Origin of the sequence: Priestia sp. BR_2, assembly GCF_041954005.1 — a bacterium.
Lineage (GTDB): Bacteria > Bacillota > Bacilli > Paenibacillales > Paenibacillaceae > Paenibacillus_AQ > Paenibacillus_AQ lautus_A.
Map to the genome: position 1 here is coordinate 140,250 of NZ_JAVFHM010000229.1, position 26,273 is coordinate 166,522.

General features: G+C 52.0%; 28 protein-coding genes and 1 other RNA gene. 16 read left to right on the forward strand and 13 right to left on the reverse strand.

The genetic code is table 11. The features are described 5' to 3' along the window. Positions 1-94: 94 nt before the first annotated feature. The 4 genes from RB298_RS18685 to RB298_RS18700 form a co-directional block, all read right to left on the reverse strand. A complete protein-coding gene (locus RB298_RS18685; protein WP_486047956.1) occupies positions 95-1,471 on the reverse strand; it encodes an MATE family efflux transporter in 1,377 nt (458 codons plus the stop codon). A gap of 273 nt (positions 1,472-1,744) precedes the next feature. Further along, a complete protein-coding gene (locus tag RB298_RS18690; RefSeq protein ID WP_015736698.1) occupies positions 1,745-2,956 on the reverse strand; it encodes a putative glycoside hydrolase in 1,212 nt (403 codons plus the stop codon). Positions 2,957-3,349: 393 nt separating this feature from the next. Further along, on the reverse strand, positions 3,350-3,544 hold the full coding sequence (locus tag RB298_RS18695) for a hypothetical protein (RefSeq protein WP_006211704.1): 195 nt from the start codon (positions 3,542-3,544) through the stop codon (positions 3,350-3,352). 173 nt (positions 3,545-3,717) lie between these two features. Beyond that, the gene (locus tag RB298_RS18700) at positions 3,718-4,539 is read right to left on the reverse strand and encodes a YitT family protein (protein ID WP_096776056.1); all 822 of its coding nucleotides are present in this window, start codon (positions 4,537-4,539) and stop codon (positions 3,718-3,720) included. Between the two features lie 286 nt (positions 4,540-4,825). On the opposite strand from RB298_RS18700, the gene cshA reads away from it, so the two are divergent. After that, positions 4,826-6,427 (forward strand): degradosome RNA helicase CshA, encoded by a 1,602-nt coding sequence (cshA, locus tag RB298_RS18705; RefSeq protein WP_096776055.1) that lies wholly within the window; start codon positions 4,826-4,828, stop codon positions 6,425-6,427. A gap of 195 nt (positions 6,428-6,622) precedes the next feature. On the opposite strand, the gene RB298_RS18710 is transcribed toward cshA, so the two are convergent. Beyond that, entirely contained in the window at positions 6,623-6,724 is a 102-nt protein-coding gene (locus RB298_RS18710; protein WP_015736696.1) for a hypothetical protein, read from the reverse strand. A gap of 188 nt (positions 6,725-6,912) precedes the next feature. On the opposite strand from RB298_RS18710, the gene RB298_RS18715 reads away from it, so the two are divergent. The 3 genes from RB298_RS18715 to RB298_RS18725 all read left to right on the forward strand — a co-directional run bounded on the left by RB298_RS18715 (position 6,913) and on the right by RB298_RS18725 (position 8,491). Beyond that, positions 6,913-7,716: a YesL family protein gene (locus RB298_RS18715; RefSeq protein ID WP_015736695.1), complete on the forward strand. Its 804-nt coding sequence runs from the start codon at positions 6,913-6,915 to the stop codon at positions 7,714-7,716. 45 nt (positions 7,717-7,761) lie between these two features. Beyond that, a non-coding RNA gene (gene ssrS, locus RB298_RS18720) (6S RNA) lies at positions 7,762-7,953 on the forward strand. Positions 7,954-8,098: 145 nt separating this feature from the next. Next, complete coding sequence (locus RB298_RS18725) at positions 8,099-8,491, forward strand: DUF1499 domain-containing protein (RefSeq protein WP_006211699.1); 393 nt, start codon at positions 8,099-8,101, stop codon at positions 8,489-8,491. Between the two features lie 72 nt (positions 8,492-8,563). Here the strand turns inward: RB298_RS18725 and tpx are convergent, their stop codons facing one another. Continuing rightward, positions 8,564-9,082: a thiol peroxidase gene (tpx, locus tag RB298_RS18730; RefSeq protein WP_009594784.1), complete on the reverse strand. Its 519-nt coding sequence runs from the start codon at positions 9,080-9,082 to the stop codon at positions 8,564-8,566. A gap of 122 nt (positions 9,083-9,204) precedes the next feature. On the opposite strand from tpx, the gene RB298_RS18735 reads away from it, so the two are divergent. Continuing rightward, complete coding sequence (locus tag RB298_RS18735) at positions 9,205-9,819, forward strand: rhomboid family intramembrane serine protease (RefSeq protein ID WP_096776054.1); 615 nt, start codon at positions 9,205-9,207, stop codon at positions 9,817-9,819. Positions 9,820-9,910: 91 nt separating this feature from the next. Continuing rightward, the gene (gltC, locus tag RB298_RS18740) at positions 9,911-10,831 is read left to right on the forward strand and encodes a glutamate biosynthesis transcriptional regulator GltC (protein WP_009594790.1); all 921 of its coding nucleotides are present in this window, start codon (positions 9,911-9,913) and stop codon (positions 10,829-10,831) included. A 134-nt stretch (positions 10,832-10,965) separates the two neighbouring features. On the opposite strand, the gene RB298_RS18745 is transcribed toward gltC, so the two are convergent. Both RB298_RS18745 and RB298_RS18750 read right to left on the reverse strand, forming a co-directional pair. Then, positions 10,966-11,646: a zinc metallopeptidase gene (locus tag RB298_RS18745; RefSeq protein WP_009594846.1), complete on the reverse strand. Its 681-nt coding sequence runs from the start codon at positions 11,644-11,646 to the stop codon at positions 10,966-10,968. A 43-nt stretch (positions 11,647-11,689) separates the two neighbouring features. After that, on the reverse strand, positions 11,690-12,139 hold the full coding sequence (locus tag RB298_RS18750; RefSeq protein WP_009594823.1) for a MerR family transcriptional regulator: 450 nt from the start codon (positions 12,137-12,139) through the stop codon (positions 11,690-11,692). Positions 12,140-12,455: 316 nt separating this feature from the next. On the opposite strand from RB298_RS18750, the gene RB298_RS18755 reads away from it, so the two are divergent. Genes RB298_RS18755 through RB298_RS18765 form a run of 3 tightly spaced genes read left to right on the forward strand, consistent with a single transcriptional unit; the run spans position 12,456 to position 15,764 of the window. Next, a complete protein-coding gene (locus tag RB298_RS18755) occupies positions 12,456-13,895 on the forward strand; it encodes an ammonium transporter (protein ID WP_096776053.1) in 1,440 nt (479 codons plus the stop codon). Between the two features lie 52 nt (positions 13,896-13,947). Next, positions 13,948-15,027: a DUF294 nucleotidyltransferase-like domain-containing protein gene (locus RB298_RS18760; protein WP_486047962.1), complete on the forward strand. Its 1,080-nt coding sequence runs from the start codon at positions 13,948-13,950 to the stop codon at positions 15,025-15,027. Continuing rightward, the gene (locus tag RB298_RS18765; RefSeq protein WP_015736691.1) at positions 15,024-15,764 is read left to right on the forward strand and encodes a 3'-5' exonuclease; all 741 of its coding nucleotides are present in this window, start codon (positions 15,024-15,026) and stop codon (positions 15,762-15,764) included. The genes RB298_RS18760 and RB298_RS18765 overlap by 4 nt, the downstream gene beginning before the upstream one ends. Before the next feature lie 36 nt (positions 15,765-15,800). On the opposite strand, the gene RB298_RS18770 is transcribed toward RB298_RS18765, so the two are convergent. Next, on the reverse strand, positions 15,801-16,334 hold the full coding sequence (locus tag RB298_RS18770) for a M67 family metallopeptidase (RefSeq protein ID WP_486047964.1): 534 nt from the start codon (positions 16,332-16,334) through the stop codon (positions 15,801-15,803). A 164-nt stretch (positions 16,335-16,498) separates the two neighbouring features. Here RB298_RS18770 and RB298_RS18775 point away from each other — a divergent pair, with 164 nt between their 5' ends. After that, entirely contained in the window at positions 16,499-17,050 is a 552-nt protein-coding gene (locus tag RB298_RS18775) for a TlpA family protein disulfide reductase (protein WP_096776051.1), read from the forward strand. 91 nt (positions 17,051-17,141) lie between these two features. Here RB298_RS18775 and cimA read toward each other — a convergent pair whose 3' ends face one another. Further along, positions 17,142-18,758, reverse strand: coding sequence for a citramalate synthase (cimA, locus tag RB298_RS18780; protein WP_015736688.1), 1,617 nt, complete (start codon positions 18,756-18,758; stop codon positions 17,142-17,144). Positions 18,759-19,111: 353 nt separating this feature from the next. On the opposite strand from cimA, the gene RB298_RS18785 reads away from it, so the two are divergent. The 3 genes from RB298_RS18785 to RB298_RS18795 all read left to right on the forward strand — a co-directional run bounded on the left by RB298_RS18785 (position 19,112) and on the right by RB298_RS18795 (position 22,433). After that, positions 19,112-20,434 carry a DNA polymerase IV gene (locus tag RB298_RS18785; protein WP_096776050.1) on the forward strand — a complete coding sequence of 441 codons (1,323 nt, stop codon included), beginning with the start codon at positions 19,112-19,114 and terminating at the stop codon, positions 20,432-20,434. Positions 20,435-20,622: 188 nt separating this feature from the next. Beyond that, complete coding sequence (locus tag RB298_RS18790; protein WP_009594795.1) at positions 20,623-20,862, forward strand: ferredoxin; 240 nt, start codon at positions 20,623-20,625, stop codon at positions 20,860-20,862. A gap of 167 nt (positions 20,863-21,029) precedes the next feature. After that, a complete protein-coding gene (locus tag RB298_RS18795; RefSeq protein WP_096776049.1) occupies positions 21,030-22,433 on the forward strand; it encodes a L,D-transpeptidase in 1,404 nt (467 codons plus the stop codon). Here the strand turns inward: RB298_RS18795 and RB298_RS18800 are convergent. Then, the gene (locus RB298_RS18800; RefSeq protein WP_015736685.1) at positions 22,430-22,567 is read right to left on the reverse strand and encodes a hypothetical protein; all 138 of its coding nucleotides are present in this window, start codon (positions 22,565-22,567) and stop codon (positions 22,430-22,432) included. The genes RB298_RS18795 and RB298_RS18800 overlap by 4 nt on opposite strands. Before the next feature lie 195 nt (positions 22,568-22,762). On the opposite strand from RB298_RS18800, the gene RB298_RS18805 reads away from it, so the two are divergent. The 3 genes from RB298_RS18805 to RB298_RS18815 are packed head-to-tail and all read left to right on the forward strand — an operon-like array spanning position 22,763 to position 25,128. Next, on the forward strand, positions 22,763-23,857 hold the full coding sequence (locus tag RB298_RS18805) for a quinone-dependent dihydroorotate dehydrogenase (protein ID WP_375120597.1): 1,095 nt from the start codon (positions 22,763-22,765) through the stop codon (positions 23,855-23,857). Positions 23,858-23,882: 25 nt separating this feature from the next. Then, positions 23,883-24,695, forward strand: a complete 813-nt coding sequence (gene yjbM / locus RB298_RS18810) for a GTP diphosphokinase (protein WP_096776046.1) — start codon at positions 23,883-23,885, stop codon at positions 24,693-24,695. Beyond that, positions 24,685-25,128, forward strand: a complete 444-nt coding sequence (locus RB298_RS18815) for a DUF309 domain-containing protein (protein WP_090909553.1) — start codon at positions 24,685-24,687, stop codon at positions 25,126-25,128. The genes yjbM and RB298_RS18815 overlap by 11 nt, the downstream gene beginning before the upstream one ends. An 88-nt stretch (positions 25,129-25,216) precedes the next feature. Here RB298_RS18815 and RB298_RS18820 read toward each other — a convergent pair whose 3' ends face one another. Both RB298_RS18820 and RB298_RS18825 read right to left on the reverse strand, forming a co-directional pair. After that, on the reverse strand, positions 25,217-25,672 hold the full coding sequence (locus RB298_RS18820; RefSeq protein ID WP_486047968.1) for a PCYCGC motif-containing (lipo)protein: 456 nt from the start codon (positions 25,670-25,672) through the stop codon (positions 25,217-25,219). Further along, entirely contained in the window at positions 25,669-26,196 is a 528-nt protein-coding gene (locus RB298_RS18825; RefSeq protein WP_452520228.1) for a thioredoxin family protein, read from the reverse strand. Before RB298_RS18825 ends, RB298_RS18820 begins: the two co-directional genes overlap by 4 nt. Positions 26,197-26,273: the final 77 nt, after the last annotated feature.

Consider the following 26,273-nt stretch of genomic DNA (forward strand, 5'->3'; position numbering starts at 1 on the left):
GAATCCATTCTGCTTGGAGACGGTCTTTTTTAGTATAAATGTTAGACCATCCTGATGTCGCGATAACAACTTCCGCGATATGCGGTCCGTTGTCTTATGATGCGGATAAGGACGTTGCCTTTGCCTGGCCAGCGAACTTGCGCTGGACTTTGACCAGGCGCATAAGCATCAGGGCCGCGCCTACCCCAAGACCCGTGATCAACCCGATCCAGTAGCCGAAGGCTTGCCAATCGGTATAGTTGGCGAGCACGTATCCCACAGGCAGGCCAATGACCCAGAACGATAGAAATGCGAGCATAAAAGCGACGTTAACGTCTTTGTAGCCTCGCAGCGCTCCTTGGGTCGGCGTGGCGATCGCGTCCGAGATCTGGAAGAAAATCGCGAACAGCAGGAAATGCTGGATCAACGCCACGACCTCAGGCTCGTTGGGATATAAACCGGCAACCTGGCGGCCGGCCATAAACAGGACGACAGCGGTGATCAGCGACAGGATGACGGCCGTGCCGATGCCGAGCTTGGCGTACTTCCAGGCATCCTTCATCCGGCCCGAGCCGGCTTCAAAGCCTACAAGAATGGTTAAGCTCATGCATATGCTTAACGGCAGCATGTACAGTGTCGTAGCGAAATTCAAGGCGGCCTGATGCGCGGCAATGGTAGCCGTGTCAAAGCTGCTCATGAGCAAAGTCACCGCGGCGAAGACCGCGGTCTCGAGAAAAATCGAGAACCCGATCGGCAAGCCGATTTTTAACAGGCCCTTCCAAGCGCTCAGGGATACTCCCCGAAGCTGCCTGAAGATACCAAATGGAGAGAATGGGTGATTTCTATGGATGATGACGATGGCGATCGCCAGAACCGTCCAATAGGTAATGGCGGACGCCAGGCCGGCACCTACGCCTCCCAATCGCGGAAAGCCCCAGTAACCATAGATCAGTAGGGCATTCAAGCCTACGTTCACCGGGAGGGTGATCAGCGTGATGACCATCGAAATTTTCGTTTGCCCGAGCGCATCGATGAAGCTGCGAAGCACGGTGTAGGCAAACAACGGAATGATGCCGATCGAGATGGCGGCAAGAAAATGGGAAGCAATCCGCCGAACCTCAGGCTCCAGGTTCATGGCACCAAGAATGCTCGGTACGACGGCATACCCGATCGCAAGGACGACGATGGCCAGTGAGACGGACAGCCAGAGCGCCTGGTTGACCTGATAGGCGACTTTTTGTTCCTGTCGTCCGCCGACGAGCTGCGAAACGATGGGGGTGATCCCCATGAGAATTCCGCTGAGTCCGGTTTGGACCGGAATCCAAATGCTTGTAGCGATGGCTACGCCTGCCAAGTCGACCGAGCTGAATTTTCCCGACATATTGGTGTCAAAAAAAGTAATGGCCGATAAAGCAAGCTGCGTTACGAGAATGGGGATGAGAATGATCGCGAATTGTTTCAGCTTTCCCCGTGTTGTAGTGGTCGGTTGCATTGTGATTTGCCTTTCTTTCGTTGAAGTTTTATGACGCTGTCCCTATATTGTAGGACCCTGCCCTGAGCGGGTACAATAACGGGCTTATTGAGCGGCAAGCCGTAACTCAACCAGCGTTTGAATCGGGGTGCGTCAGCTTGCTTGTTCAGGGCCGGAAGTCCGGCCCTAATCTTCATCATAGCATTGGCTGTCAAGAGAGGGGTTCACCATCGTTCAAACGGAAGAAAGGGCCAGCCATAAAAGATGGCCGACCCTTTCCAAACGAATGAGTGATTATTTATGAGTGACGCCTTCCGTATAACGGTTGGAAGCATTCCAGAGTAAGTATTCATCGACGTTCGTGTCTTTGAGGGCGCGAATCTGCTCCTCGATTTCCTTTTTGCCGTATTTGGCATAGTTTCCGCTTCCGAGCCAGCTGGCGGTAAAGTCCTGAATCCAAGGCCGGATGATCGGCTTCTGCTCTCCCAGCTCATCAAGCTTCTTGTGGGTGTCTTCCATGGATCCCTTGATCGTCTGGTAAGGAGCCTTGTCCGGAACGGGGGAGCCGAACCAGCCCGCCGTGTAATGGCTCGGGTATACCATCGGGCTGATGATATCGACGTTTTTGGAGATTTTCACGAAGTCCTGCCCGATGCCTTCTGCCGCAGGCACGGAGGCCGCATAGCCGAAGATGTCAACGGAGACGCGGATGCCGAGCGGCGCGAGCTCTTCCCGGGCGTACTGCACAAAATCGGATACCACGTCCACGCGCGATTGATCCGTCTTGGTATATTTCAGGGAATCGGCCCGTTTCTCGAAACCTTCCGGAAAACGAACATAATCGAACTGGATTTCCTTGAATCCGAGTTTGGCGGCTTCTTTGGCGATCTCGATGTTGTAATCCCATACCTCTTTGCTGTACGGGTTGACGAAGCTGTCGCCGCCGCCGTTGGTCCATACGGTGCCGTCGCTTTTACGGAAGGAAAGCTCCGGGTTTTTCTTGGCGAGTATGGTATCCTTGAACACTACCACCCTGGCGATCGGATAGATATCGTGTTTCTCCAACCGCTTCATCAGCTGCTTGATGTCTTTGATAAACGGCTGGGATTTGCCGAGCTCCTTCAGTTTAGGATTATCGGTCTTGTACGTTATGTATCCTTCATCATCCTTGATGTCAATGACCATGGCATTGAGATCGGTGTTGTCCAAAAGATCCACCAGCTGATTCATTCTGGAGCCGCCTGCGCTATAAGCCGTTACATAAATGCCCTTGACTTTAGGCGCGTCGACCTGCGGATCGATTGCCGTCGTATTCGGCTTGATGCCGCTTTGCCCCTGGCCTTTGCCCTCGGTTTGGCCGTGGCCTTGGCTGTTGTTTTGGTGCATGCCTTGGATCATGGCGGTGTTTAATGAGGCCTGAAGTTTGGCGGTAAGATTGCCTTCCTGCGGACTGGAACTGCCTAAACCCGCGGATGCCAAGATGAATAAAGCCAAGATGATATTCATAATTACTCTCTCCCTTGTGTACATTCACATCATGATTATAAAGGAACGGTTGCCTTCAAAAAGAACAGGATTGTTACAAACGACAATAAATTGGAAACGGTGGGCGAGCGTACCTAGTTCATTAAACGGGTGAAGGGCGTTTTAAACGCTAAAGTTCGACATTAGCGGCAAGTTTACCGTGAACAACGTGTGAACATGGGGAGTGACAAGTCGGATTAGAAACACAAAGAAGGTGGATAGCGGTTACATGCGGCCTTTTGCTGCTTAACGGGTAATGACGTGCCTATAGAATTCACATTTTCTCATAAAAAAATGCCGTTTTTCACCGGTGGATTTTACCTGGACCGGAGAAGAACGGCATTTGTCGTGCAATGATCGCGTGTTGCTTTAAAATTAATGAAGCGGAGTTTGATTCTGATGCTCGCAAATGCTGAACTGAATGATCTCAAGAGCGTCCTCCTGCTCCAGAATACTCAGCCCGTCCCTAAGAACGATCATGGAATTCAATTCGTTCTGTCTGAAGAACGGTATCATTTCCGGGAACCACTTCATGACGATTTGTGACAATTTTACCGTTTCCATTTCCATAAAAATCACCCTTTCCTTCCGAATTGGTTAGGCAGGACGTTCTTTTGTAAAACGGAAAAACAATTAAAATTGGGCCTGAGCGTTCGCCCGGGAATCAGATCTCATGAATATTGTAGGAACCGCGCACTAATATTATACCACAAATTTACCGCTCGCTCACACCTGGTAAATATTTAGTTCTTGCGGAATTGCCCCATGACGGCCGTCGTTTCCACGATATTGACGAAAGCCTCGGGGTCGGTTTCCGTAATGATTTGCTTCAGCTCAGCCAGCTCATATCGCGTCGTGACGGTCATGAGCATATCCTTCTCTTTATGGCTGAAAGCTCCCTGGGTTTTGATCTTGGTTATGCCGCGGGGGCGCTTGAGCAGCTTCTCAAGCAAGGCCTCCGTCCGGTTCGTCACGATAAAGACGGTCACCTTGATGTGGCTGATGTGAAGCATATCCACCATTTTACCGGCAACATAGATGGAGGCCATGGAAGCGAGCGCCAGGTTCCAGTCCTGCTCCAGATAAGCTACCGCCATGATGACGATGGCGTTCAGCGTCACCAGCACGCTGCCGACGGGGAAGTCCCGATATTTCGTGACCAGGGAGCCGATGATATCGAAGCCCCCTGTCGAACCGCCGACCCGAAAGGAGAGGCCGGTGCCGAACCCGACAAGCACGCCGCCGAAAACCGCGGACAGCAGCATGTCGGTTGCAACGTGGTTCACTGGGATGAGCTCCAGAAACAAGGTTGTGACGATAACCGAGAGGATGCTGAGACCGACGAACCTTTTGCCCAGCTTGAACCAGCCGGTGATCAGGATCGGAATGTTGAGGACAAAATACATGATGCTGATATTAAGCGGCGTGAAATATCCGATCACGAGGGCCACGCCGGATACGCCGCCGCTGAGCAGATGATGGGGAATCAGAAACAGATTGAATCCGGCGGCGATAATCATGCCCCCGAATACGATTGAGAAATAGGTCCATAGACGCTTCAGCATAGGAATCACCTCCCGGTTATTATGACTTCTTTAAGCTTGCTGGTATTCCAGAAATGTTTTGTGATATAATGTATTGGATATTCTTGAGTAGTCCGTTACATTGATAACTTTGCAAGCTTATCAGGATGATTATACATTAACCAGTCACCATACTGGTGATAAGAGAAATATACCGGTTCACCTCGTGCAGAAAATCCTGCTGGCCGGGAAAGCCTATAAACGTTACCACTACTTAAGAATACAGAGAAGAAAGTGGAAGTCCACAGATAGAAGGAGTATGAACCTATTGAAAAATTTCGCAGATTTTGGCTTGGAGCCGCGCGTGCTGCAAGCAATCACTGAGCTTGGCTTTGAGGAAGCCACACCGATTCAATCCCAATCGATTCCGATTGCTCTAACCGGCAAGGATATGATTGGACAAGCACAGACTGGTACAGGTAAGACAGCAGCATTCGGCCTACCTCTTATCCACAAAATCGCCAAGGAAGAGGAGCGTATCGTCGCTCTAATTATGACACCGACCCGCGAACTTGCCATTCAGGTTGCTGAAGAAATCGGCAAGCTGTCCCGTTTCAAAGGAATCCGTTCCTTGGCCATTTACGGCGGACAGGATATCGGGCGTCAAATCCGCGCTTTGAAAAGAAAGCCTCAGATTATTATCGGTACACCGGGTCGATTACTTGACCACATCAACAGAAAAACCATCCGTCTTGATGACGTACAAACCGTTGTACTGGACGAAGCGGATGAAATGCTGGACATGGGCTTCATGGAAGACATCCAGTCGATCCTAAAGCTTGTTCCTGAAGAACGTCAAACCTTGCTGTTCTCCGCAACTATGCCCGCTAACATTCAGAAGCTGGCATCCCAGTTCCTAAAGGAACCTGAGCATGTATCCGTTATTCCTAAGCACGTAAGTGCTCCACTGATCGACCAAGCATATATCGAAGTTCCTGAACGTCAAAAATTCGAAGCCTTGAGCCGCCTTCTGGATATGGAGTCGCCTGAGCTTGCGATTGTCTTCGGACGTACCAAGCGCCGTGTCGACGAATTGGCAGAAGCCCTGCAAAAACGCGGATATTCGGCAGATGGCCTCCATGGCGACCTGTCCCAGCACCAACGCGATACCGTCATGCGTAAATTCCGCGACGGCAGCATCGATGTGCTCGTGGCGACAGACGTGGCAGCACGCGGTCTCGACGTATCCGGCGTTACCCATGTCGTAAACTTTGACTTGCCGCAAGATCCGGAAAGCTATGTACACCGTATTGGACGTACGGGCCGTGCGGGCAAGGAAGGTACAGCCTGGTCCTTCGTCACGCCGCGTGAAATGGATCATCTGTATTTCATCGAGCGTGTGACGCGCCACCGTATTCCGCGCAAGCCGCTGCCAACGATTGCCGAAGCGATCGAAGGTAAACAGCGCATCATCGCTGAGCGCGTGCTTGAAATCATTGAGCAAGGGGAATTGACCGAGTACAAAGGTCTTGCCATTCAATTGCTGGAGCAGTACGATTCCGTACAATTGCTTGCAGCTGCAATGAAAATCCTGACAGGCGACAAGAAGGAAGCATCCGATATTCACCTTACCCCTGAGGATCCGATCCGCGCTAAACGCCGGAAGCCGGATATCCGTAATGGCCGCAAACCTAGCGGCGGTTATGGTGGACGCGGCAACAGCGGCGGATATCGCCGTGACGGCGGAAGCGGCGGCGGAGGTAACCGTGGCGGCTACTCCAAAGGCGGATACAGCCGTGACGGCGGTGGTGGTTACAACCGTGATCGCGATGGCGGTGGTTACAACCGTGACCGCAACAACAGCGGTGACCGCAAACCGCGTTCCTACAGCGGCGGCGAGCGTCGTCCTAACCGGAGCGGGGACGAATAATAACGGCTAACTTCCTTTACCGGGAGTAATCTGCCAAAAACACCAAAAGACGAAGCAGCAGCCCACGCCAAGTGGAGCCGCGCTTCGTCTTTTTGTTCATGGTTAAAGAAGATGCACCCTGAGTGCATCCCCTTTAACCGCGCAGTTTAAACCCACGATCAGCCCATCTGTTTCACGATAATGACTAAGGAGACATTAGATATAGAATGTGCTGAGAATAATTACAAGCAGGATGAACAGAACCAGGACAATACCAACGTTATTTCCGTAGCCGTAACCTCCGCCTTCACAAGACATACATAATCCCTCCTCTTTAAATTTGGAAATTCAAGCTTGTTGAATGGATTACGTGATATCGTATGGAGAAACAGGGCCACTGGATTGGATATACACCCAGGTTCGTATAAATTAGGCTCTGGCAATGCATGTACAAAATAAGGTATATTAATAGATACATGCATGATTTGAGTGAGGAGGAAACGGATTTGGAAATGAAAGGAGCCATGGGTGGCTTATATAAGCTCACCGAGTGGATTACCCGTATTGCTTTTTCGAACATCTTGTGGGTTATTTGTACATCGCCTTTCCTGTTTATCGTTCTAACCAAATTCCTAATGGCCGTTCAGACGCCGGAAGCGCATAACGAGCAGCTGCTGTCGAACTGGATCCTGGGAATATTATCACCGTTTGTTTTATTTCCGGCTACGGCGGCTTTATTTACCGTTGTGCGGAAATGGGTAATGGGCAATCCGGACGTGTCCGTGTTCAAAACGTTCTTTAAGGGCTATAAGGAAAATTACAAGCAGAGCATGATCGGCGGTATTTTTTATACGCTGCTGTTCGTGATTATGTACGTGGATTACACGGTTTATATGACGCAGCTCGATGGCTTCCAGCTTGTCGGCATCGTGATGCTGGTGCTGCTCATTGTACTGTTTGTCTCCCTGTTTAATTTCTTCTCCATGACCGTTCATTATGAGATGAAAACGACCCAGCTCCTAAAAAATGCGGTGCTGCTGACTCTGATTCGTCCGTTCCGCGTATTTTCGACTTTGATCGGAAGCGCTGTCTTGGCGTATATCGGCACGCAAATGCCGGTGCTCTTCGTGTTCTTCCTGTTCTGCCTGATGGCCTTGTTCGCGTTCTTTAACTTCTATGCGACCTTTACCAAAATGCAGGAGCAGCAGGAAAAAATGAAGAAGGCCGAGGAAGAGGAGTCGGAAACCGAGCAAGCTCTTCTGGAAAGCATGGATTCTGCCAAAAAGGGAGAGAACGGATCGAAACCTTAAATAACGAGAGGTTTACTTTTCCGGCAAAACCCCCTATAATAAGACTACATCCTGCGATGTTCGTTTCGGTTTTCCGTTGTTTTGAACCAATGACGATGTCTAGGGAGATCTATACGTAATCGTGGCTGAAATGCCCTGTCTATATGACAAGGGGAATTCATAAGCGGTTCTGCGGTCACCCACCTGCTATAGCAGGTTCGAAGACAATGTTTACCGGACGGCATAGGCGGGTTTCGTCAAGCCAATGAATGGGCACCTCTTTTATTTCGAATTCGAAGTGAAAGAGGTGCCTTTTTGCTGTATATAAAGGTTTGCTGAAAGCATAAACAATGTTAAACTAGAGTATGGAAAGGAACGGTCATTTATAAAGGAGGAACGGTCTTTGTCATTAAAACGAGTTCTAATCGGTATCGTGCGCAGCTATGACGGCACAAGCGACCGTGCTAAAGATCCCAAGCTGAAGACGCGTTATTACAATCTTTCAAAAGAAAAGTGTTTTGAAGAGGTTTCCTCGACACTGAAAAAAATTCCGGGTTACAAAGTTCTGCATGAGGTAAAATCCGTGGGAGAAATCACGTTAGAGAAAAGAACCTCCTTTGGACGTACACTGGACATTACCGTATCCGTGCTCGGCATCAGTCCGGTTCGCAGCGCAGTTGACATGTATTCGGCATCCCGCGGTTCCCTTGGGGATCTGGGGGCGAACTACCGGGTCATCTTGAACCTGTACGCTGTACTGGACAAAAAACTGAGCAAGTATAAAGTGGATGCTTAGTAGAATAAGAAAAAGCGGGAGAGCTGCTCTCCCGCTTTTTAAAGGTGTGCCGCATATGTAGCCTTCGGCGTGTTAACGCAGAGATTTCACGGCATCGATGGCAGCTTCGTAATTCGGGTGCTCCGTCATTTCGCCAAGGTATTCTACGTAGGTGATGGTATCGTTAGCATCCACGACGAAGATCGAACGCATGTCGAGCTGAAACTCCTTGATGAGCACGCCATACGCTTCACCGAAAGAACGCGATTTATAGTCGGACAGCGTAATGACCCGGTCAACGCCTGCAGCTCCGCACCAGCGGGCCTGGGCGAACGGAAGGTCGGCACTGATCGTAAGGATCACGACATCGTCGCCAAGTCCGGCGGCCTCTTCGTTGAAACGGCGCGTCTGTGCGTCGCATACCCCGGTGTCGAGGGAAGGAACGACGCTGATCAGCTTGATTTTACCTGCATAATCTTTAAGAGATACGTCTTCGAGCAGGTTCTTGCTCACGGTAAAATCCGGCGCGGCATCACCAGCCTTGAGCTGTGGTCCGATGAGTGTAATAGGATTGCCCTTGAAAGTGGCAGCTCCTGAACGTTCTTGAGCCATGAGAAATCTCCTCCTTGGATATCAAAGTTTGGTGATCAGGTTCATGGTACATTATAATCTTTTTAAAAAGGGAATGTCCACTAAAGGGCACCCCTGGCCTGGTTTAGGATGAGGAGGATGCTATGATATTCGTACGTTATGAGAATTGGAAAAGTTATTTGCGTTATTATCCCGTTACATCGCTGCTGCTTGTGATCAACCTGGTGATGTTTGTAATCACATCCTTTGACGGCGGTTCGAGGAATCCGATGACGCTGCTGAAATATGGAGCTTTGTCGGATTTGCCGCAGTTCGTCGACCAGGCATGGAGATATTTTACGGCGATGTTCCTCCATAACGGATTTGACCATTTGTTGTTCAACAGCTTCGCACTGCTGGTATTCGTTCCCCCGCTGGAGAGAATCATGGGGAGCTGGAAATTTGCCATTCTATATCTGCTCAGCGGTGTTCTCGGTAATGTAATCGGATTGGCTTATTATGAGCGCATGGAGGACTATACCTTCCTTGTAGGCGCCTCAGGAGCCATATACGGAGCTTATGGCGCTTATCTGTACATCGCCTTGTTCCAGCAGCATGTCATTGATGAGTCGTCCCGCAAGACGCTGTTCACCCTGCTTATATTGGGGATCTTGTTCTCGTTTACCCCAGGGGTCAGCCTTGTAGCCCATGTCGGCGGATTGGTAGGCGGATTTTTCCTCTACGGTCTCATGATTCGATTATTCAAACGTCGAACATAATCGGACCTAAGAGGGTCTGTTATAATAGAATTGGATGATTTGGATAAAGTCTTCAAGTCTTCTAGGGAATAAGAATGGAGCGATAAAAGGCGTGGAATTACGACAGTTGCAATACTTTGTAAAGGTTGCGCAAAAGGAACACGTTACCCAAGCGGCAGAAGAGCTTCATGTGGCTCAGTCGGCCGTCAGCCGTCAAATACATCAGTTGGAAGAAGAACTGGGTGTTAATTTGTTCATGCAAAAAGGCCGGAATCTGCAGTTAACCCCGGTAGGCCAGCTTTTTTGCAAACGGGTGGAGAGCATTATGAAGGATTTGGACCGTGCGGTCGTCGAGATACATGAATTCCTGGACCCGGAGCAAGGGGAAATCCGTATCGGTTTCCCTCACAGCCTGGGCATACATTTGATTCCGTCCATCGTGGCTGAATTTCGGAAGAAGTACCCGAACGTGAAGTTCCGGTTTAAGCAGGGCATGTTCCCGACTTTGATCCGGGACGTCGTCGGGGCTGAAGTGGATTTGGCGTTTGTGTCTCCGTTTCCGGATCGCCACGATCAAGTGGACGGAGATATCGTGTTGACAGAGGAGCTGTTTGCGATCCTGCCGCCGAATCACCCGCTTGCGGGGGAGCAGTCCATCAAGCTGGAGCAATTGAAGGAGGAACGCTTTGTGCTGTTCAGCAAGGGCTACTCCTTGCGCCCGATTGTATGGCATGCCTGCCTGGAGGCCGGGTTCACGCCGAAAATTGCTTTTGAAGGCGAGGAGACGGATACGATCCGCGGGCTGGTTGCTGCCGGCATGGGGGTCAGCCTGCTACCTGAAATGGCGCTGTTCCAGACGAATCCGCTTCAACCGGCACGCGTCCGAATCTCGGAGCCGAAGGTAACGCGTTCCATCGGTCTGATTCACCGCGCGGACGAGAAGCTGCCACCGGTTGCGCAAGCCTTCCGTGCGTTTCTGCTTCAATATTTTGGCATTGATCCGTCGCCGAAAAAGGAAGAGAAAGCGGAATGACGCTTCTCTTCTCCTAAGAGTCTAGAATTCAAGATGGACATCATCAAGTGATTATAAAAAAAGAGGGCTTTCCGTCTCCGCCAATCAAGGTAGAGAGGAAAGCCCTTTATCGTTGTTCTTCATGTCAAACGGGTTTATTCGCGGTTGCTCGTAAAGATCATGATGTAACGGATCAGCTCGAGCAGCGAGATCAAAGCTGCAGCGACGTAGGTCAGGGCCGCAGCGTTCAATACCTTAGCGACTCCGCGTTCTTCGTCATTGGCAATATAGCCTTCTTGAACCATCAGCTGACGGGCACGGTTGCTTGCGTTAAACTCGACCGGCAGCGTGACAAGCTGGAAGGCAACGGCGCAAGAGAAGAAGATAATGCCGAGACCGACCAGGTTCATGGCTTGGAACAGGAATCCGGCAATCAAGAGAAACGGAGCGATACCGGATGCAAAGTTAACGACCGGGAACATCTTGTGACGGGCTACGAGCATCGGATAGTGCTCCGCATGCTGGATCGCATGGCCTACCTCGTGACAAGCGACGGAGACGGCCGAGATGGTACGTTCGTAATAAACAGGCTCCGACAACCGGACTACGCGTTTGGTCGGATCATAGTGGTCAGAGAGCGTGCCTGGCACCGGTTCAATCGGTACGTCATGGAGTCCGTTGGCATCCAGCATATGACGCGCTGCATCGTATCCGGTCATGCCGGTGCTGTTTTCAACCTTGGCCCATTTGTTGAACGTGCCTTTGACCCGGAACTGAGCCCAGAGAGAGAATATAAACGCAATAATAATGAGTATAAACATCCAGTCAGAATACATTTATCATACCCCCATACAAAGTTGTCAATTTGGTGTTGCATCATTACATCGAAGTGAACTGGTTCAGCAAAATTTGCAGCGACTCGATACAGGCAGCTCCCTTGGGAAGAATGTTAGCGAGCACCTCCCGTGCTTGACTGGGTTTTAATTCGCTAAGAAGCGGGTTGAGCTCCTTGACATCCCGTTCCAGCTGTTTCATCTGTATTTCGAGTTTGGTTAGCTTCTCCGTCATTTCGGAATCATCGGCAACCGACTTCCAGCGATCCAGTCTCTCCTTAATCTCATCGAGAGTATATTTCTCTTGCTTCAACTGATTAATACGTTCGAGAGTGCTTAAGGTTTCAGAACTGTACAGCCGGTAGTTTTTTAACGTCCGTTTTTCAGGGGAGATCAAACCCAGCTTCGTATAGTAGTCAATGGTTCTTTCGCTGATTCCGGCAGCCTTGGCCAGCTCACCGATCCGGAAAAGGTTTCCGCTCGTGATCCCCATCATTCATCACCTCGCAAGCCTTCATTGAATTGGACATTAATGAATGCATTTATATTTTCATTTTAATAGAAATATGATACATGATCTTCAACCATACAGTCAAACGTCATAGTTGTGACAAAAAACCTTGAAGCCTAATTTATTCTGCACTGAGCATCATGTTAAACGATTTGCACTGTATGCACTTAATGTTAGATTATATTACATAAAGGAAGTTTTTTTTGAAAAAAACCGTTGCGGATTTTTAATCTCCCCCCTATAATGACAATAAGAATTCAAGGTTATGTTATATTAGTTAACACAAAGGGGAGTGTAAAACATGAAAAAAAGATGGCTAGGTTTAATGGCGGGAGTAATCGCTCTACTCGCATTCCCGGCGAGCGCGTTCGCCGCTGATGGGGGAGCCACGAACGTTGAATTGACGGCTGGTCTGAACTCCGTATTCGTATTCTTGGCAGCGCTGCTCGTATTTTTCATGCAAGCAGGGTTCGCTCTGCTGGAGGCCGGTTCGGTTCGCATGAAAAATGCGGGACACGTCGCAGGCAAGACCTTTCTGACCTTCGGCATTTCGATCGTAGCCTTCTGGGCGCTAGGGTTTGGTCTAGCCTTCGGTAACGGCAACAGCTTTTTCGGATTTGAAGGCTTTTTCTTAAGCGGAGACAATGCAGCAGGCTCATTTGATTCCTTGTCCGCATACGATGTGCCGACGACCATCATGTTCCTGTTCCATCTGTCCTTTGCGGCCGTATCCTTGGCGATCGCTTGCGGTGGTATGGCAGAACGGGCAAAGCTCAGCGTTTATATCGTGTTTGGATTGCTGTTCACCATCGTGATTTACCCGATCGTTGCTCACTGGGTTTGGGGCGGCGGCTGGCTCGGCGCTCTGGGCATGCAGGACTTTGCCGGATCGACGGTCGTTCACTTGACAGGCGCAACAGCAGCACTGGTGGCTACCATTCTTCTGAAGCCTCGACTTGGCAAATATAATAAAGACGGGAAGCCTAACAGCATACCGGGTCATAACCAAGTTTTATCCGTACTCGGCGTATTCATCATCTGGATCGGCTGGTTCGGGTTTAACCCGGGCAGCACCATCTCGGCACTCACAGACGGTTTCTTCGGTTTCGTGGCATTGAATACGAATATCGCGGCAGCGGCAGGCGCACTGGCCGCATTGCTGATCTCTTGGGCGGTTCTTGGCAAAGCGGATATTCCTAGCATGCTGAACGGTATTCTCGCTGCATTCGTTGCCATCACAGGCGCTTGTGCTTTCGTGGAGCCTTGGGCGGCCGTTGTGATCGGCGCCGTAGCGGGTACGATTACGTTCTTTACGGCGCAATGGTTTGACCGCAAAGGTATCGATGATCCTGTATATGCATTCTCCGTACACGGCATTGCCGGTATGTGGGGTGCCGTGTCCACCGGATTGTTCGCTGCTCCTAGGCTTGTTGAAATCACCGGCGTAGGCAAGGAAGGGTTGTTCTACGGCGGGGGCTTCGGCCAGCTCGGCGTTCAGCTTCTGGGTCTGATCGGCACGTTTGCATTCGTTCTGGTGATCTCGTTCATCATTCTGTATATCATGAAAGTTACGATGGGCATCCGCGTAACGGAGGAAGAGGAATTGATGGGTCTTGATATCAGTGAACATGGAACCTACGGATATCCGGAACAAATGAAACTTTTGGTGGAATCGGAAGGGAAATCCCCAGAGTTTCGTTCCGGAAGCAAGGCGGTTCCCGGTAGCGACACGGCTTTATAAGAAGCTCACCATTATCATGTGTTCATGAAACAAGTCAGAAGGAGGCCGCGGCATGAAACCTCTGAAATCCGTAAATCTGTTTCCGGCATTGTCGGAAATTCGGAAAGCAGCAACAGCCCAGCAATTACGAGATGAACGGATCGCTTGTCAGAACCATCTCATCGAGATGCGCAGTAACATGGAGCTGAGAGAGTGGATCGCATCCGTGAATACGATGCACGATCTGATTGGACAGCGTGCCGCGGCAATCTGTGAGCAGGACATGTGGGAGGCTGGCTTTGGCCGGCCTCCTGCGCGTTATGCGTTCGTAGCTTTTGGCAGCTGCGGAAGGCAGGAAGCTACGCTGTGGAGCGATCAGGACAACGGTTTGATCATTGGCGATGAGCTGGAAGAGGAGGCGCTCCCCTTCTTTCGGGAATTTGGGCTTCGGCTGGCGAATCTGCTGGAATATCTCGGGTACCCGAAATGCTCCGGAAAAGTGATGTGTTCCGAGCCATTATGGAGCAAGCGGCTTGGCGATTGGAAGAATCAGATCAGCGAATGGTGCGGAGACCGGCAGTGGGAACCGATACGAAACTTCATTATTGCTTCGGACCTGCGCCATATATCGGGCGATACCGAGCTTTCGGAGGCGTGGGTGGACCATTTCCGCAGCTCCGTCGAGCAGCATCCGGACATCGGCCATGCCGTGCTGCGAAACACGGTCAAGCATAAGGCAACGCTGAATGTCATGGGGCGAATCGTGACGGAGCGGTTTGGAGAGCATGCCGGCGAGTTTGACGTGAAGTATGGCGTTTATATTCCGCTGGTGAACAGCATACGCACCATGGCGCTGCAGCGGGGCATCATCGAAACCTCGACGCAAAAACGCATGGAAAAGGTGATGCTGCTTGAAGGCGGGAATCTGCTGCTGGAAAGCGTGCAGCGCGCTTTTTTGACGGCGCTTCGGTTGAGAAACGATACGCCCATTCGAGTGGAGGACGGGCTGATTACGAGCAGCGGGTATATCCCGCAGGAGCAGCTCAAGAACAAAACCATGCAGTACGAGCTTCGCGATACGCTTGGAGTGGTGAGACGGGTGCACCGATCATTGCAGCGCGAGCATCGTTTTGCGGAGAGGAGAAGCCCATGACTGAACCGGTACAATCGAACGGCGGTTTCTGGAGATCGCTTCGTTCGGGTAACATCAATTCCGCCATCGCCTCCATGCGCGGGGCGCAGACGGCCCAGCAATTGGCATTCATCCGATCCCAGATGAAGGATAACCGGAGGCCGGAGGTTCTGGGCACCCCGCTGGACGAGCTGGAGGTTGTCGTGTTCGATCTGGAGACGACGGGGTTCAACCATCAGCACGGCGATGAAATACTGTCTTTCGGTGCGATCCGGGTCATCGGGGAGCAGGTGATCGAGAATGAAACCTTTCATATGATCGTGAACAGCGGTGCCCCGGTGTCTCCATTCATTGCCGAGCTTACGGGTATCACGCAGCAAATGGTTGATGCAGCCCCGCCTTTAATGGAGGGGCTGCATGATTTCATGGCCTTTATAGGGGGGAGGGTGCTTGTTGCCCATGCCGCCGCGCATGACCGGGGTTTCTTGAACGCCGCCTTGTGGAAGACCTCCAAGGTTCGATTAACGCATCGGCTGCTCGATACGATGATGCTCGCGCAGAGGTTATATCCCGAACAGAAGGATTACAGTCTGGATGAGCTGCTGCGAAGCAGCGGCATTCCGGTGGAGGGAAGGCACCATGCTCTGTCCGATGCGCGCATGACCGCCCGGCTGTGGGCCGATTACATGAAAGACATTCAGGCGCGCGGCCAGGCTACCACGCTAGGGGATTTATACGTCTATCTAAGCGAGGGGTAGCATTGGGATTGGAGATTGGAGGTGTCCGCCAGTTCGTCATTTCTTTAGAATTGCAAATGGGACCGGGGCAAGGGAATAAAATGCCCTTCCCGGAAGCGACTTGGAGCTTGGCGGCAGCTGGCTGAAGGATTCGCGTTCTTCCTCACTCCGGATAATTTTGTAGGCATGGAGCTGCAATGCGTTTAAGCCGGAGGCGCCGGGAACTGCAGGAGAAGCAATAGCATACACCCGGAGCAACCCGCCGAAGGATTGGAGCTGAAGCAGATCCTCGCCCGAGGGGTCAGGCGTGGTATGCGGGTGACTGTGAAATAAACCGACGATGCCTTTTTCAGCCAATACCAAGCGAGTCCACTGAACGGGGTCCAGATGAAAAGAATGCAGCGGAAATTCCGCTGTATTTTTTACGGGAATAAATTGCGTAACGGTTATGGACCGGCTTGCTTCATCGGCATGCCCGATAAGGACGCCGCAAGCTTCCTCCGGCAAACGATGATGCATATGGTCCGACATATGCTCTTTGACGGCCTCGCGCAGCAGAAGCCGCTCCAGGGACGCGTGAGACGGGTTCATGTATAATCCTCCTGGATCATATAATTGGTCCGATCTTATGATGGCGTCGATCGCGTGTTTGAAAGATCGGGGTTTCAGGGTACAATAGGATCTATAAGTGCGTGTTCAAAAGCGGACTTTTTGAACAACCTCCATAACTAAGTTTAGCAAAGGAACCTATACCTATGAAACGTAACATCATCATTATCGTCCTGCTTCTTATCGCAGCAGGCGCTGTTGTCTATAATCAAGCCGGCGACGATATCCAGGCCGTCTTCATGCAGGAGAAGCCGCTTCCGACGGAGACGGGGGCCAAAGCCGGCCTGCTTGCCCCGACCTTTACCTTGAAGGGGATGGACGATAAGTCCTATTCCGGCGGCGGAGCGCGCGACAAGGCAATGCTTGTCAATTTCTGGGCATCCTGGTGCGAGCCGTGCAAGCAGGAGGCGCCGGAGCTCGACAAGTTGGCTGCAGAGTATGCAAGTGAGCTCGAAATCTACGGCGTGAACGTGTCCAAGTATGACAATGCGAAGAAAGCGCGTCAATTTGTTCAGGATTTTAACCTTCAATACCCGATCCTTCTCGATACGAAAGGAGAAGTGTTCGAGGAGCTGTATAAAGGGCAGGTTTTCCCGACCAACGTGTTGATCGATCGTAACGGCGTGATTCAGGAAATCATTCTGGGCGCTCCCGATCCCAAGGATCTTCGTAAAAAGGTGGCCAAGCTGATAAATTAATCGTTTGCTTAGCCAGCTGACAAAACCAAAAAAAAGCGCGGCCGCCATGTCCTGAACATGGTGGATACGCGCTTTTTATATTGGACATAACCTAATGATTTACCAAGCCTTGCCTTGCCGCTGACTCATGCACCTGCTCCGGGGAAATCTGGCCGAGCAGCGCATAACGCATACTGTCCACCAGCGCTTCCCAGCTGGCCTCGATGACATTGCTGGATACCCCGACGGTGTTCCAGGCATTCTCGAAGTTCTTGGATTCGATCAGAACCCGGACCTTGGCTGCCGTTGCATCCTTGTCATCCAGCACCCGCACCTTATAGTCGGCAAGATGCATTTCCTTGAGCGTCGGGAAGTATTGGACCAGCGCTTTACGCAGCGCATTATCGAGCGCATTGACCGGACCGTTGCCTTCCGCAGCGGTATAAATGCTCTCGCCGGCGACGTTGACTTTGACGAAGGCTTCGGAGACGACCGGCTGTCCGGCCGACTTCTCGACCAGCATTTTGAAGGATTCGAAGGTAAACAGCTCCTTGAGCTCTCCGTTCGCTTCCCGAAGAAGCAGCTCCAGGGAAGCGTCTGCGCCTTCGAATTGATAACCTTCATGCTCGAGATCCTTGATCTTACCGATAATATGCTTGGATTGCTCGCTTGCCGGATCAAAGTCAAGCCCCATGTCCTGCGCCTTCGATACGATATTGCTCTGCCCCGCGAGCTCGGAGACCAGCACGCGCTGTTTGTTTCCGACCTTCTCCGGTTCGATATGCTCGTACGTTCTGGAATCGCGCAGGATCGCCGAAACGTGGATGCCCCCCTTATGGGCGAAGGCGGCGTTGCCGACATACGGCTGGTTAACCGGCATGTTAACGTTGGCGATTTCGCTGATATACCGTGCGGTATTCGTCAGCGTGCGGAGGTTGTCGTCACCGATGCACTCATACCCGAGCTTCAGCTGCAGATTCGGAATGATGGAGCACAGGTTGGCGTTCCCGCATCGTTCCCCGTATCCGTTCATCGTTCCCTGCACGTGCCGGACACCTGCCTGCACGGCGCTTAGGGTGTTGGCAACGGCAAGCTCGCAGTCGTTGTGGGTATGAATGCCGAGCGGAGCGCCAGGCAATGGACCCGTCAGCGACGTGACAATGTCCGAAATCTCGTGCGGGAGACTGCCGCCGTTCGTATCGCACATGACAAGCCAGTCGGCGCCTGCTTCCCGTGCCTTGGACAATACGGCAACAGCATATTCCGGATTGTTCTTGAAACCGTCAAAAAAGTGCTCGGCATCAAAAATGACCTCGAGGCCTTTCCGCTTCAGGAAAGCGATGGAATCATAAATCATGGCCAAATTCTCTTCGAGTGTCGTTTGAAGCGCCGTATGGACGTGGAAGTCCCAAGACTTCCCGACCAAGGTAGCGGCAGAAACGCCGGATTCCAGAATGCGAAGCAGATTGGCATCCTGGTCGGCAATGGAACCTTTGCGCCGGGTGCTGCCAAAAGCGGTTACTTTTGAGGTTAAGCCGAGATCCTGGACTCTTTTGAAAAACTCGATGTCCTTGCTGTTGCTTCCCGGGATACCGCCTTCAATATAATGAACACCAAGAGCATCGAGCTTCTTGGCGATTTTGACCTTGTCGTCCGCTGACAAGCTGATTCCTTCGCCCTGGGTTCCGTCGCGAAGTGTCGTATCAAAGATGGAAATGGACTTAGACATGATGTCCTCCTTTGGGTGTCCGGGATTGGACCGCATTGTTTATAATTTTGTATTATAGCATTTCTTTGCGGGAAAGTAACAGAGTAAAACAAACTTTTCCCGCAAGGGGCCCATCCATGACCCTTGCGAAGGCGGACGGTATGCTGGACGCGTTAAATCGAGGCCAGCCGTGCGTACATGATTTGCTTAGCGGACAAGATCATACAGGCATCGATCTCTAAAAACGGTATAATGGAAGAGGCACCATTTGCCTCAAGTACCGTAACCATCATTCAGACCGAACCTTAAATAATGGGGCTGCCCTATTCCCTATAAATTATGAAGAACCGTACCGAAGAAAGAAGGAATGCTGCGTGGGACCTATCGACGATTATTATCCGGCCAGCGGCCGCGTTATCCTGCATGTGGATATGAATGCTTTTTACTGCTCCGTGCATGAGGCGGAGGAGCCGGAGCTCTATCGTGGCAAAGCCACGGCCGTCGCAGGCAGCATCGAGCTGCGCAAAGGCGTCATCGTCACCTGCTCCTACGCGGCGAGGTCGCTGGGGATCCGTACCGGCATGAACGTGAGGCAGGCGCTGCGAATCTACCCTGACCTGATGATCATCCAGCCGGATTTCCATCTGTACCGCAAGTATTCCAACGCATTCATGAACATAGCTTATGCTTATACGCCGCTGCTGGAAGCGACTTCGATCGATGAATGTTACCTGGATATTACCGGCTCGAAGCAGTTCGGCACCCCTCTGGATATCGCTCGGGAAATCCAGGAGCGCATCCGCGAGGAGCTGTCGCTTCCGTGCTCGGTCGGCATTGCTCCCAATAAATTGCTGGCCAAGATGGCCTCGGACATGAAAAAGCCCAACGGGCTGTCCGTGCTGCGAATTCGGGACGTCCCGCAGGTGCTTTGGAACAAACCCTGCGCGGAGCTGTTCGGCATCGGGAGCAAGACGGCCGACAAGCTGCGCAAGCTGAACATCCAGACCATTGGGCAGCTGGCTGCCGCCGACGAAAGCCTGCTGACCTCGACCTTTGGCGTGATGGGGTCATGGATGAAACGAGCGGCCAGCGGCATCGATCATGCCCCGGTCGTCGCGGAGCGGGAACAAAGCAAGTCCATCGGACACACGACCACGCTCCCGCAGGATGTTACCTCGGCTGAGGAGGCCAGAAGGGTGCTGCTGAACTTAAGCGATCAGGTAGCGCGCCGCCTCCGCAGGCAGGGCTTGGTGACCAGCGGCATTCAAATTACGCTGCGCACGCCGGACATGAAGACGATCACCAGGTCGAGGCATCTTGCCATCCCGACGGAAAATACCGAGGACATCTACCGGGAAGCGTGCGAGCTGTATAACCGGCATTGGAAGCAGGACAAGCCGCTCCGTCTGCTCGGCGTCACGCTGCAGCAGCTCACGGCGAAGGAGGAATCCGCCATTCAGCTGGACCTGTTCGACTACGAGAAGCAGCCCAAGAAAGAGTCGCTGACCCGGGTGATGGACGAGCTGCGCAATAAATTCGGCGAGAGCGCGGTACTGACCGCCGGCATGCTGGGCGATGACCCATCGTCCTTAATCCGCAATCATAAGCGGAGAGGTACTTCTTTACAGATGGATTTTGTAAGGGAACTGGGGAACGATAATAAAAATACCGATCGTCAGGACCGAGATCGCGATTAGCCGTTTTTTGTTCGTCACAGAACAGCTCATTGGCCTGCAAGTACAGCCGATTTTTGTCGGAAAATGTTAGGAAATTTATTTGTATTCCTAAAACAATTGTATTAATATATGTAGATGGTGGCGGCAGAACCGTCAGCTTATACTATGTTTATAGAGATGTTTATAGATATACAGGAGGAAGAGAGACTATGGCGAAGTTTACTTGGGTAGATAAAGATACCTGCATCGCATGCGGCGCATGCGGCGCAACGGCACCCGACATTTACGATTACGACGACGAAGGCCTGGCAGAAGTTATTTTCGACGGGGACAACAACCGCGGGGTAACGGAAATTCCGGAAGATATGCATGACGACATGCTGGATGCTTGCGACGGCTGCCCAACAGATTCAATTCGGATTGCAGACGAGCCGTTTAACGCAGAATAACAAATTCCGCTCGATCCCTGATATTCCATCTTGAACTCATACCGACGTCCTCTGCCCGACTAAGGCAGGGGGCGTTTTTTCATATCCGGGGACTCATACATAATCGGAGCGTTTATTCCGATATACAGGATAATAGAGGTAAAAATGTCATTATAGGAGGCTCTCGAATGAACAATTCGCTGTACCTCAAAAGATATGTGGAGACGCATCCTGATAATAAAATGGCCTGGTACCTGCTGGGCAAGGAGTATGAGCAGGCCGGCGAGCAGGGCAAGGCGAACTACTGCTACAACAAAGCCGAAGGGGTCTACGAAGCCTTTGAGCTGAGTCAGGTCCCTTCCGACATATGGAAAAATTACGAGCAGCGCTTATTGGAGATGGAGAAGGACAAAGAGCGCAAGCGAAAGAGGACCCGGCGTTTGCTAGCGGCGCTGGTGCTGCTCCTGCTGGTTTTCCTTCCGCCCGCCCAGGCGCCGGGCTCCGCTACAGGGAATGTTGCGGAAGTTTTGTTCCCGCCGCATGAGCCGGCGTCCGCCAATGCGCTCAACAAAGAGAAGCCGGATTCGCGCAAGGAACCGCTGTACACGGCCGTTGCTTCCGGCCAAGGCAAGGACTCCGCGGGTCCGCTGTCCTCATTGCTTCAGCATCCGCAGCAGCTGCCGAATTGGTCGGTTGCGCTGGGTATGAAGCGTTCGGGCAAATGGCTGCTGTGGAGCCGGGACATGGAACGGTTATACGGTCTGCATCGGAATGATCAAGGCGCGATCGCTATTCAGCCTTACGAGGGAGCAGCCGAAGAGTGCGATTGCGAGCCTGCGGACAGTTCGAGGCTTAAGCGGAGCGCGGGGCAGTGGGCCGATCTCCAGGTTGAGACGGCCGTTCTGCAGGAAGCGGCCAAACAGTATAAGGCTCGGCACGGCCGCCTGCCCAAAAGCTTGGATGAATTGACGCAGCCGTTCCCTAGCAATTGGCTGTCCGGCCGCTCGAAAGCGATGGAGCAGATGTTCGAAACGTTAATGCGGCAGCAATCCCAAGGAAATGGCGGTCAAGGGCAACCGGGGCAGCCGGGGAACAGCTTGGAGGAACCTGGATATTGGGGGACTTCGCCGGACGGAGATCCCTTTTTCGAACAGCCGCTTCAGGTCATCATTGACCGGAAACGGCATCGGCTGGCCGTCGTAAGCGGCGGCATCCTGCTGCGTAATTATGCGGTCGGGCTCGGCGGAGCGAAAACGCCGCTGGGTGATTTTCATATCAACGATAAGGTAGTCAATCCGAACGGAACCACGAAGGGTCCCTACGGCACGCGGGGAATGCAGCTTTCCGATACGCTGTACGCGATACACGGGACGCTGGACGTGGACAGCATCGGCGCGAACGAATCCGAGGGCTGTATCCGTATGCTGACTGAGGATGTTGAGGAGCTGTTTGACCTGGTTCCGATGGGAACCGTCGTGAAAATAAGGGAAGGGGTCCTGCCCGAGGACCTGTGGACGCCGAAAGAGCGTTTTAAGCTCAAGCATACCCAGGGTCAGACCAACCCGGGCAAGGTGTATCACTGGCTGGATTAAGGCTGGGCGATCACAATCAGAACGATAATCAGGATAATCAGAAGAGCGATGCCGGAGCTGATCCATAGTATGGCCTTCTTATTAACCTCTTCTTTTTTCTGCTGCAAGGTCGGAGGCTTACGTTTGGCTGACATGTCTTTCCCCTCTTTCTCTCATGATCGTGAAATGATTTGTGCAATCTTCCTTTATTGTAAGGGGTTTGTCCTAAAATTGCCATATCGCTTTCAAGCCGGGACGATCGCTCAGTTTATGCCGAAGAACTTTCTTTTTGAGGAAGAAACGGATAAACTGAAGGATAGAGAAATAACTGGATGAGAGGAAGAGTGGATGTGCTGTACCGCAACATAGGCAAACCTATATTTTTTAGACTGGACCCCGAAAAAGCCCACCACCTTGTGGTTGGCGGCCTTGGACGTGCCTCCGGCGTGGTCGGCGCAGACGCTGTCATGCGGGGGATGTACGGTGTAAACGAAACGCCGGATTTGGCAGTGGACCTGTTCGGGCTTCATTTCCCGACGCCGGTCGGACTTGCCGCCGGATTGGACAAAAACGCTCACGCCGTCAAAGGCTTCTCCTCCATCGGCTTCGGATTTATGGAAGTAGGCACGGTAACCCCGAAGGGACAACCGGGCAATGAACAGCCGCGATTGTTCCGGCTTCCTCCGGATGAGGCACTCATCAACCGGATGGGCTTCAATAACGAAGGGGCCGAGGCCATGGCCAAAAGGCTGTCTGCACTCAAGGAACGCCGCATTCCGGTTGCCGTCAACATCGGGAAGAACAAGGCGACGCCAAACGAGAAAGCCAACGATGATTATGAAGCTTGCATTCAAGCTTTATTTCCGCATGGCGACTTTTTTGTTGTCAACATCAGCTCGCCGAACACGCCGGATTTGCGCAGCCTTCAGCATGGGAGCGAATTGTCATCCCTGCTGGAAGCCGTGATGAACGAAATGTCGCGGCAGGCGAAGATCCATGGGGGCGAGAAGGCCGTTCTGGTGAAGATTGCGCCGGACGTGAGCGATGAGGAGCTGGAATTCATGGTGGATACGATCAGCGCCAGCGGCGTTTCCGGCATTATCGCCACGAATACGACGCTTTCGCGGGACGGCCTGACGCACAGCAACGCCAAGGAAACCGGAGGCCTGAGCGGCAAGCCGCTGCGGAACCGCTCGACGGAGATCGTGTCGCGGATCTACAAGCAAACCGGCGGTTCGCTTCCGATTATCGGATCCGGGGGGATTTTTACGGCAACGGACGCTTATGACAAAATACGCGCAGGCGCAAGCCTGGTGGAAATTTATACAGCACTTATCTATGAAGGGCCTGAGGTGAACCGCAAGCTTCATTCCGGTCTCCGGGAGCTGCTTGCACGGGATGGCTTCAGCCATATTTCCGAAGCCGTCGGCGCTAATCATCGGTAAAGGGGTAAAGACAGGAGGCAAGGCGATGGACGTTAGAGACTGGGGGACATTTTTGCTTCCGTATGAGCAGACCGTTGAGGAATTGAAGGTCAAATTCAAGACGATGCGTGCCGAACTGAAAAAAAGGGAGGAATACGCACCCATCGAATTCGTAACGGGTCGGGTCAAACGGATTTCGAGCATACTGGACAAGGCGAAACGCCTCAATGTGCCGATGGACCAGTTGGAAACCGGGATTGAGGATATCGCAGGCATTCGCATTATGTGTCAATTCGTGGAGGATATTCGGCGGGTGGCCGAATATATCCGGGCGCGGAAAGACCTGACTGTGCTATACGAGAAGGATTACATTACCAATTTCAAAGAGAGCGGCTATCGGAGCTTTCATATGATCATTGAATATCCGGTGCAAACGGCTTTGGGGCAAAAGAAGGTGCTTGCCGAAATTCAGATCCGCACGCTGGCCATGAACTTCTGGGCTACGATTGAGCATTCCCTTAGCTACAAGTACCGTGAAAGCCTGCCGGATGACATTCGGGCGCGGCTGAAGAAGGCCGGAGAAGCGGCCAATACGCTGGATACGGAAATGTCGAGCATCCGTGAGGATATTTTGGAGGCGCAGCGGCAGTTCGAGGACGATTCCAATATTACGACGCAGGTGCTGAACGCGATACACAAGCTGTACTTTTTCCATCTGGTCAATGAAGCGATCGCATTCCAGAGCCGCTTTAATGCGATATGGCAGGATCATGACATGGATGAGATGAAGGTGCTTCTGGACGAAGTGAAGGAGCTGTTGGCGGCAGCCAAGAAGAAAGTAAATGAAGATGAGCTATGAGCCGCTGTATGTCGCTTACCTCGTCTATTTCAACCGGGACCGGGATTACTTCGAATGCCATGAGGTGTTAGAGGAGTTGTGGCTGGAGCGGGATCGCGATCCCAGGTACAAGGGGCTGCTGCAAGTGGCCGTCGGGCTCTTTCACTTCCGGAACAACAACGTACGAGGAGCATACAAGATGTTCACAAGCGCCGCCTCCCGGCTCGAAAGCTATCCCCGTGATGAACTCGGGATCTCGATGGGGAAGCTGGTAGGCGAGGTGCGGGACTACGCCAAGCAGCTGTTATCGTATGACGTTCATCCGTTCCCCTATAGGGATCTGACGATCGAAATTGGGGATACGGAGCTGAAGCGGGCGGTTTTGTTGGCATCGGAGCGGATCAAGCCGAACATTCCGCAGCGGCGCAAGCCGGAGCGGGCACATGCCAAGTAGCGCCGAGAGAATAAGTAAAAAAAGAGCTGCCCGTCTGTAGAAGGATCTACGTGTGGGCAGCTCTTTTTTCGTATGATCATGCGATGGATCAGGACTCGGTGCCTTTATATTTGTCATCGATGAACTGTTTGATTTCCTCGACGGATTTTCCTTCGTCATGGAGCCGTTTGGCATCCTGGAGCTCGGTCAGGCAGATGCCGCACTGGGCACCATGGTCCGTCCATTTGACTTCGCCGTCCTTGCTCTCGGCGATGAAGCAGCGGTGAAGGGAATCATGATAGCCGGTCTCCTCGTCCATGCAGCCGCAGTAGCACTTGATTTCCTTGATAATGTCCTCAAGTTCTCCGACCGTGGCATAGGTTGCTTGCGTATTGTCGGTGTAATTGGACAGAAACTCCGGCATCACCGTCAGGCTGGCCGTGGTCTCGTATCGTTCGGAAGCGGCGCCGTGCTGATGGCTTTCAGCGGATTCTTTGCCGCCGCATGCGGTCAGCAGCATGCCCGATATGACGAAGGTAAAGAGAATGGCGCGGGTGCGGTTCATTTCGTCACGCTCCCTTTGTATTTATCCAGGAATTGCTTGAAGTCGTCGATGGAGTAGCCTTCGCTGGAACCTTCCGGTTTCAATCCGCCGACCATGCGTTCCTTCTCTATGCCGTTCTCGAAGTATACGAGCGTCGGGGTGAACTCGATGTTGTATTCTCTCCAGCCCTCCTGATACTCGCGGAGATTGTACTGGTGCATCGTAATGCCGGCGTCATCGGCCAATGGCATCAATTCCGGGGTCGTCGCCCGGCAGTGCGGACAATCGGAAGCAAAGAAGTACACGAAAAAGTTCTCTTTGTTGTCGACCTTGTTCTTCAGCTGATCCGGCAAAATGATTTGCTGGTAATTCGGATCATTAAGGAGCTCCTGTGTAGCCGGGTTCAGGCTGGAGACCTTCTTGCCGCCGTATAAATCGCTTGCTTCTCCTTGACCGTTCAAGAAAACGAGTGCGGCAACCAACAGTACGAAGACTCCCCCGAAGGCGTATAACGCGGTGTATTTATTCTTTTTTTTGCGGTTCATGGATCCACCCCCTAATGAGTAATATAAACAAGGACTTGTCCTTTTTAATGTAGTTTATTATACAATATTAAAAGTCG

Bases quoted from the DNA above. Each gene is read 5' to 3' on its own strand.
- cimA (WP_015736688.1), bottom strand. From the start codon at position 18,758: ATGTCTAAGTCCATTTCCATCTTTGATACGACACTTCGCGACGGAACC.
- RB298_RS18695 (WP_006211704.1), bottom strand. From the start codon at position 3,544: ATGGAAATGGAAACGGTAAAATTGTCACAAATCGTCATGAAGTGGTTC.
- RB298_RS18745 (WP_009594846.1), bottom strand. From the start codon at position 11,646: ATGTATTCTGACTGGATGTTTATACTCATTATTATTGCGTTTATATTC.
- RB298_RS18710 (WP_015736696.1), bottom strand. From the start codon at position 6,724: ATGTCTTGTGAAGGCGGAGGTTACGGCTACGGAAATAACGTTGGTATT.
- RB298_RS18775 (WP_096776051.1), top strand. From the start codon at position 16,499: ATGAAACGTAACATCATCATTATCGTCCTGCTTCTTATCGCAGCAGGC.
- RB298_RS18770 (WP_486047964.1), bottom strand. From the start codon at position 16,334: ATGAACCCGTCTCACGCGTCCCTGGAGCGGCTTCTGCTGCGCGAGGCC.
- yjbM (WP_096776046.1), top strand. From the start codon at position 23,883: ATGGACGTTAGAGACTGGGGGACATTTTTGCTTCCGTATGAGCAGACC.
- RB298_RS18825 (WP_452520228.1), bottom strand. From the start codon at position 26,196: ATGAACCGCAAAAAAAAGAATAAATACACCGCGTTATACGCCTTCGGG.
- RB298_RS18735 (WP_096776054.1), top strand. From the start codon at position 9,205: ATGATATTCGTACGTTATGAGAATTGGAAAAGTTATTTGCGTTATTAT.
- RB298_RS18690 (WP_015736698.1), bottom strand. From the start codon at position 2,956: ATGAATATCATCTTGGCTTTATTCATCTTGGCATCCGCGGGTTTAGGC.
- RB298_RS18700 (WP_096776056.1), bottom strand. From the start codon at position 4,539: ATGCTGAAGCGTCTATGGACCTATTTCTCAATCGTATTCGGGGGCATG.
- RB298_RS18755 (WP_096776053.1), top strand. From the start codon at position 12,456: ATGAAAAAAAGATGGCTAGGTTTAATGGCGGGAGTAATCGCTCTACTC.
- RB298_RS18800 (WP_015736685.1), bottom strand. From the start codon at position 22,567: ATGTCAGCCAAACGTAAGCCTCCGACCTTGCAGCAGAAAAAAGAAGAG.
- RB298_RS18765 (WP_015736691.1), top strand. From the start codon at position 15,024: ATGACTGAACCGGTACAATCGAACGGCGGTTTCTGGAGATCGCTTCGT.
- RB298_RS18815 (WP_090909553.1), top strand. From the start codon at position 24,685: ATGAGCTATGAGCCGCTGTATGTCGCTTACCTCGTCTATTTCAACCGG.
- RB298_RS18750 (WP_009594823.1), bottom strand. From the start codon at position 12,139: ATGATGGGGATCACGAGCGGAAACCTTTTCCGGATCGGTGAGCTGGCC.
- RB298_RS18685 (WP_486047956.1), bottom strand. From the start codon at position 1,471: ATGCAACCGACCACTACAACACGGGGAAAGCTGAAACAATTCGCGATC.
- tpx (WP_009594784.1), bottom strand. From the start codon at position 9,082: ATGGCTCAAGAACGTTCAGGAGCTGCCACTTTCAAGGGCAATCCTATT.
- RB298_RS18790 (WP_009594795.1), top strand. From the start codon at position 20,623: ATGGCGAAGTTTACTTGGGTAGATAAAGATACCTGCATCGCATGCGGC.
- RB298_RS18820 (WP_486047968.1), bottom strand. From the start codon at position 25,672: ATGAACCGCACCCGCGCCATTCTCTTTACCTTCGTCATATCGGGCATG.
- RB298_RS18760 (WP_486047962.1), top strand. From the start codon at position 13,948: ATGAAACCTCTGAAATCCGTAAATCTGTTTCCGGCATTGTCGGAAATT.
- RB298_RS18795 (WP_096776049.1), top strand. From the start codon at position 21,030: ATGAACAATTCGCTGTACCTCAAAAGATATGTGGAGACGCATCCTGAT.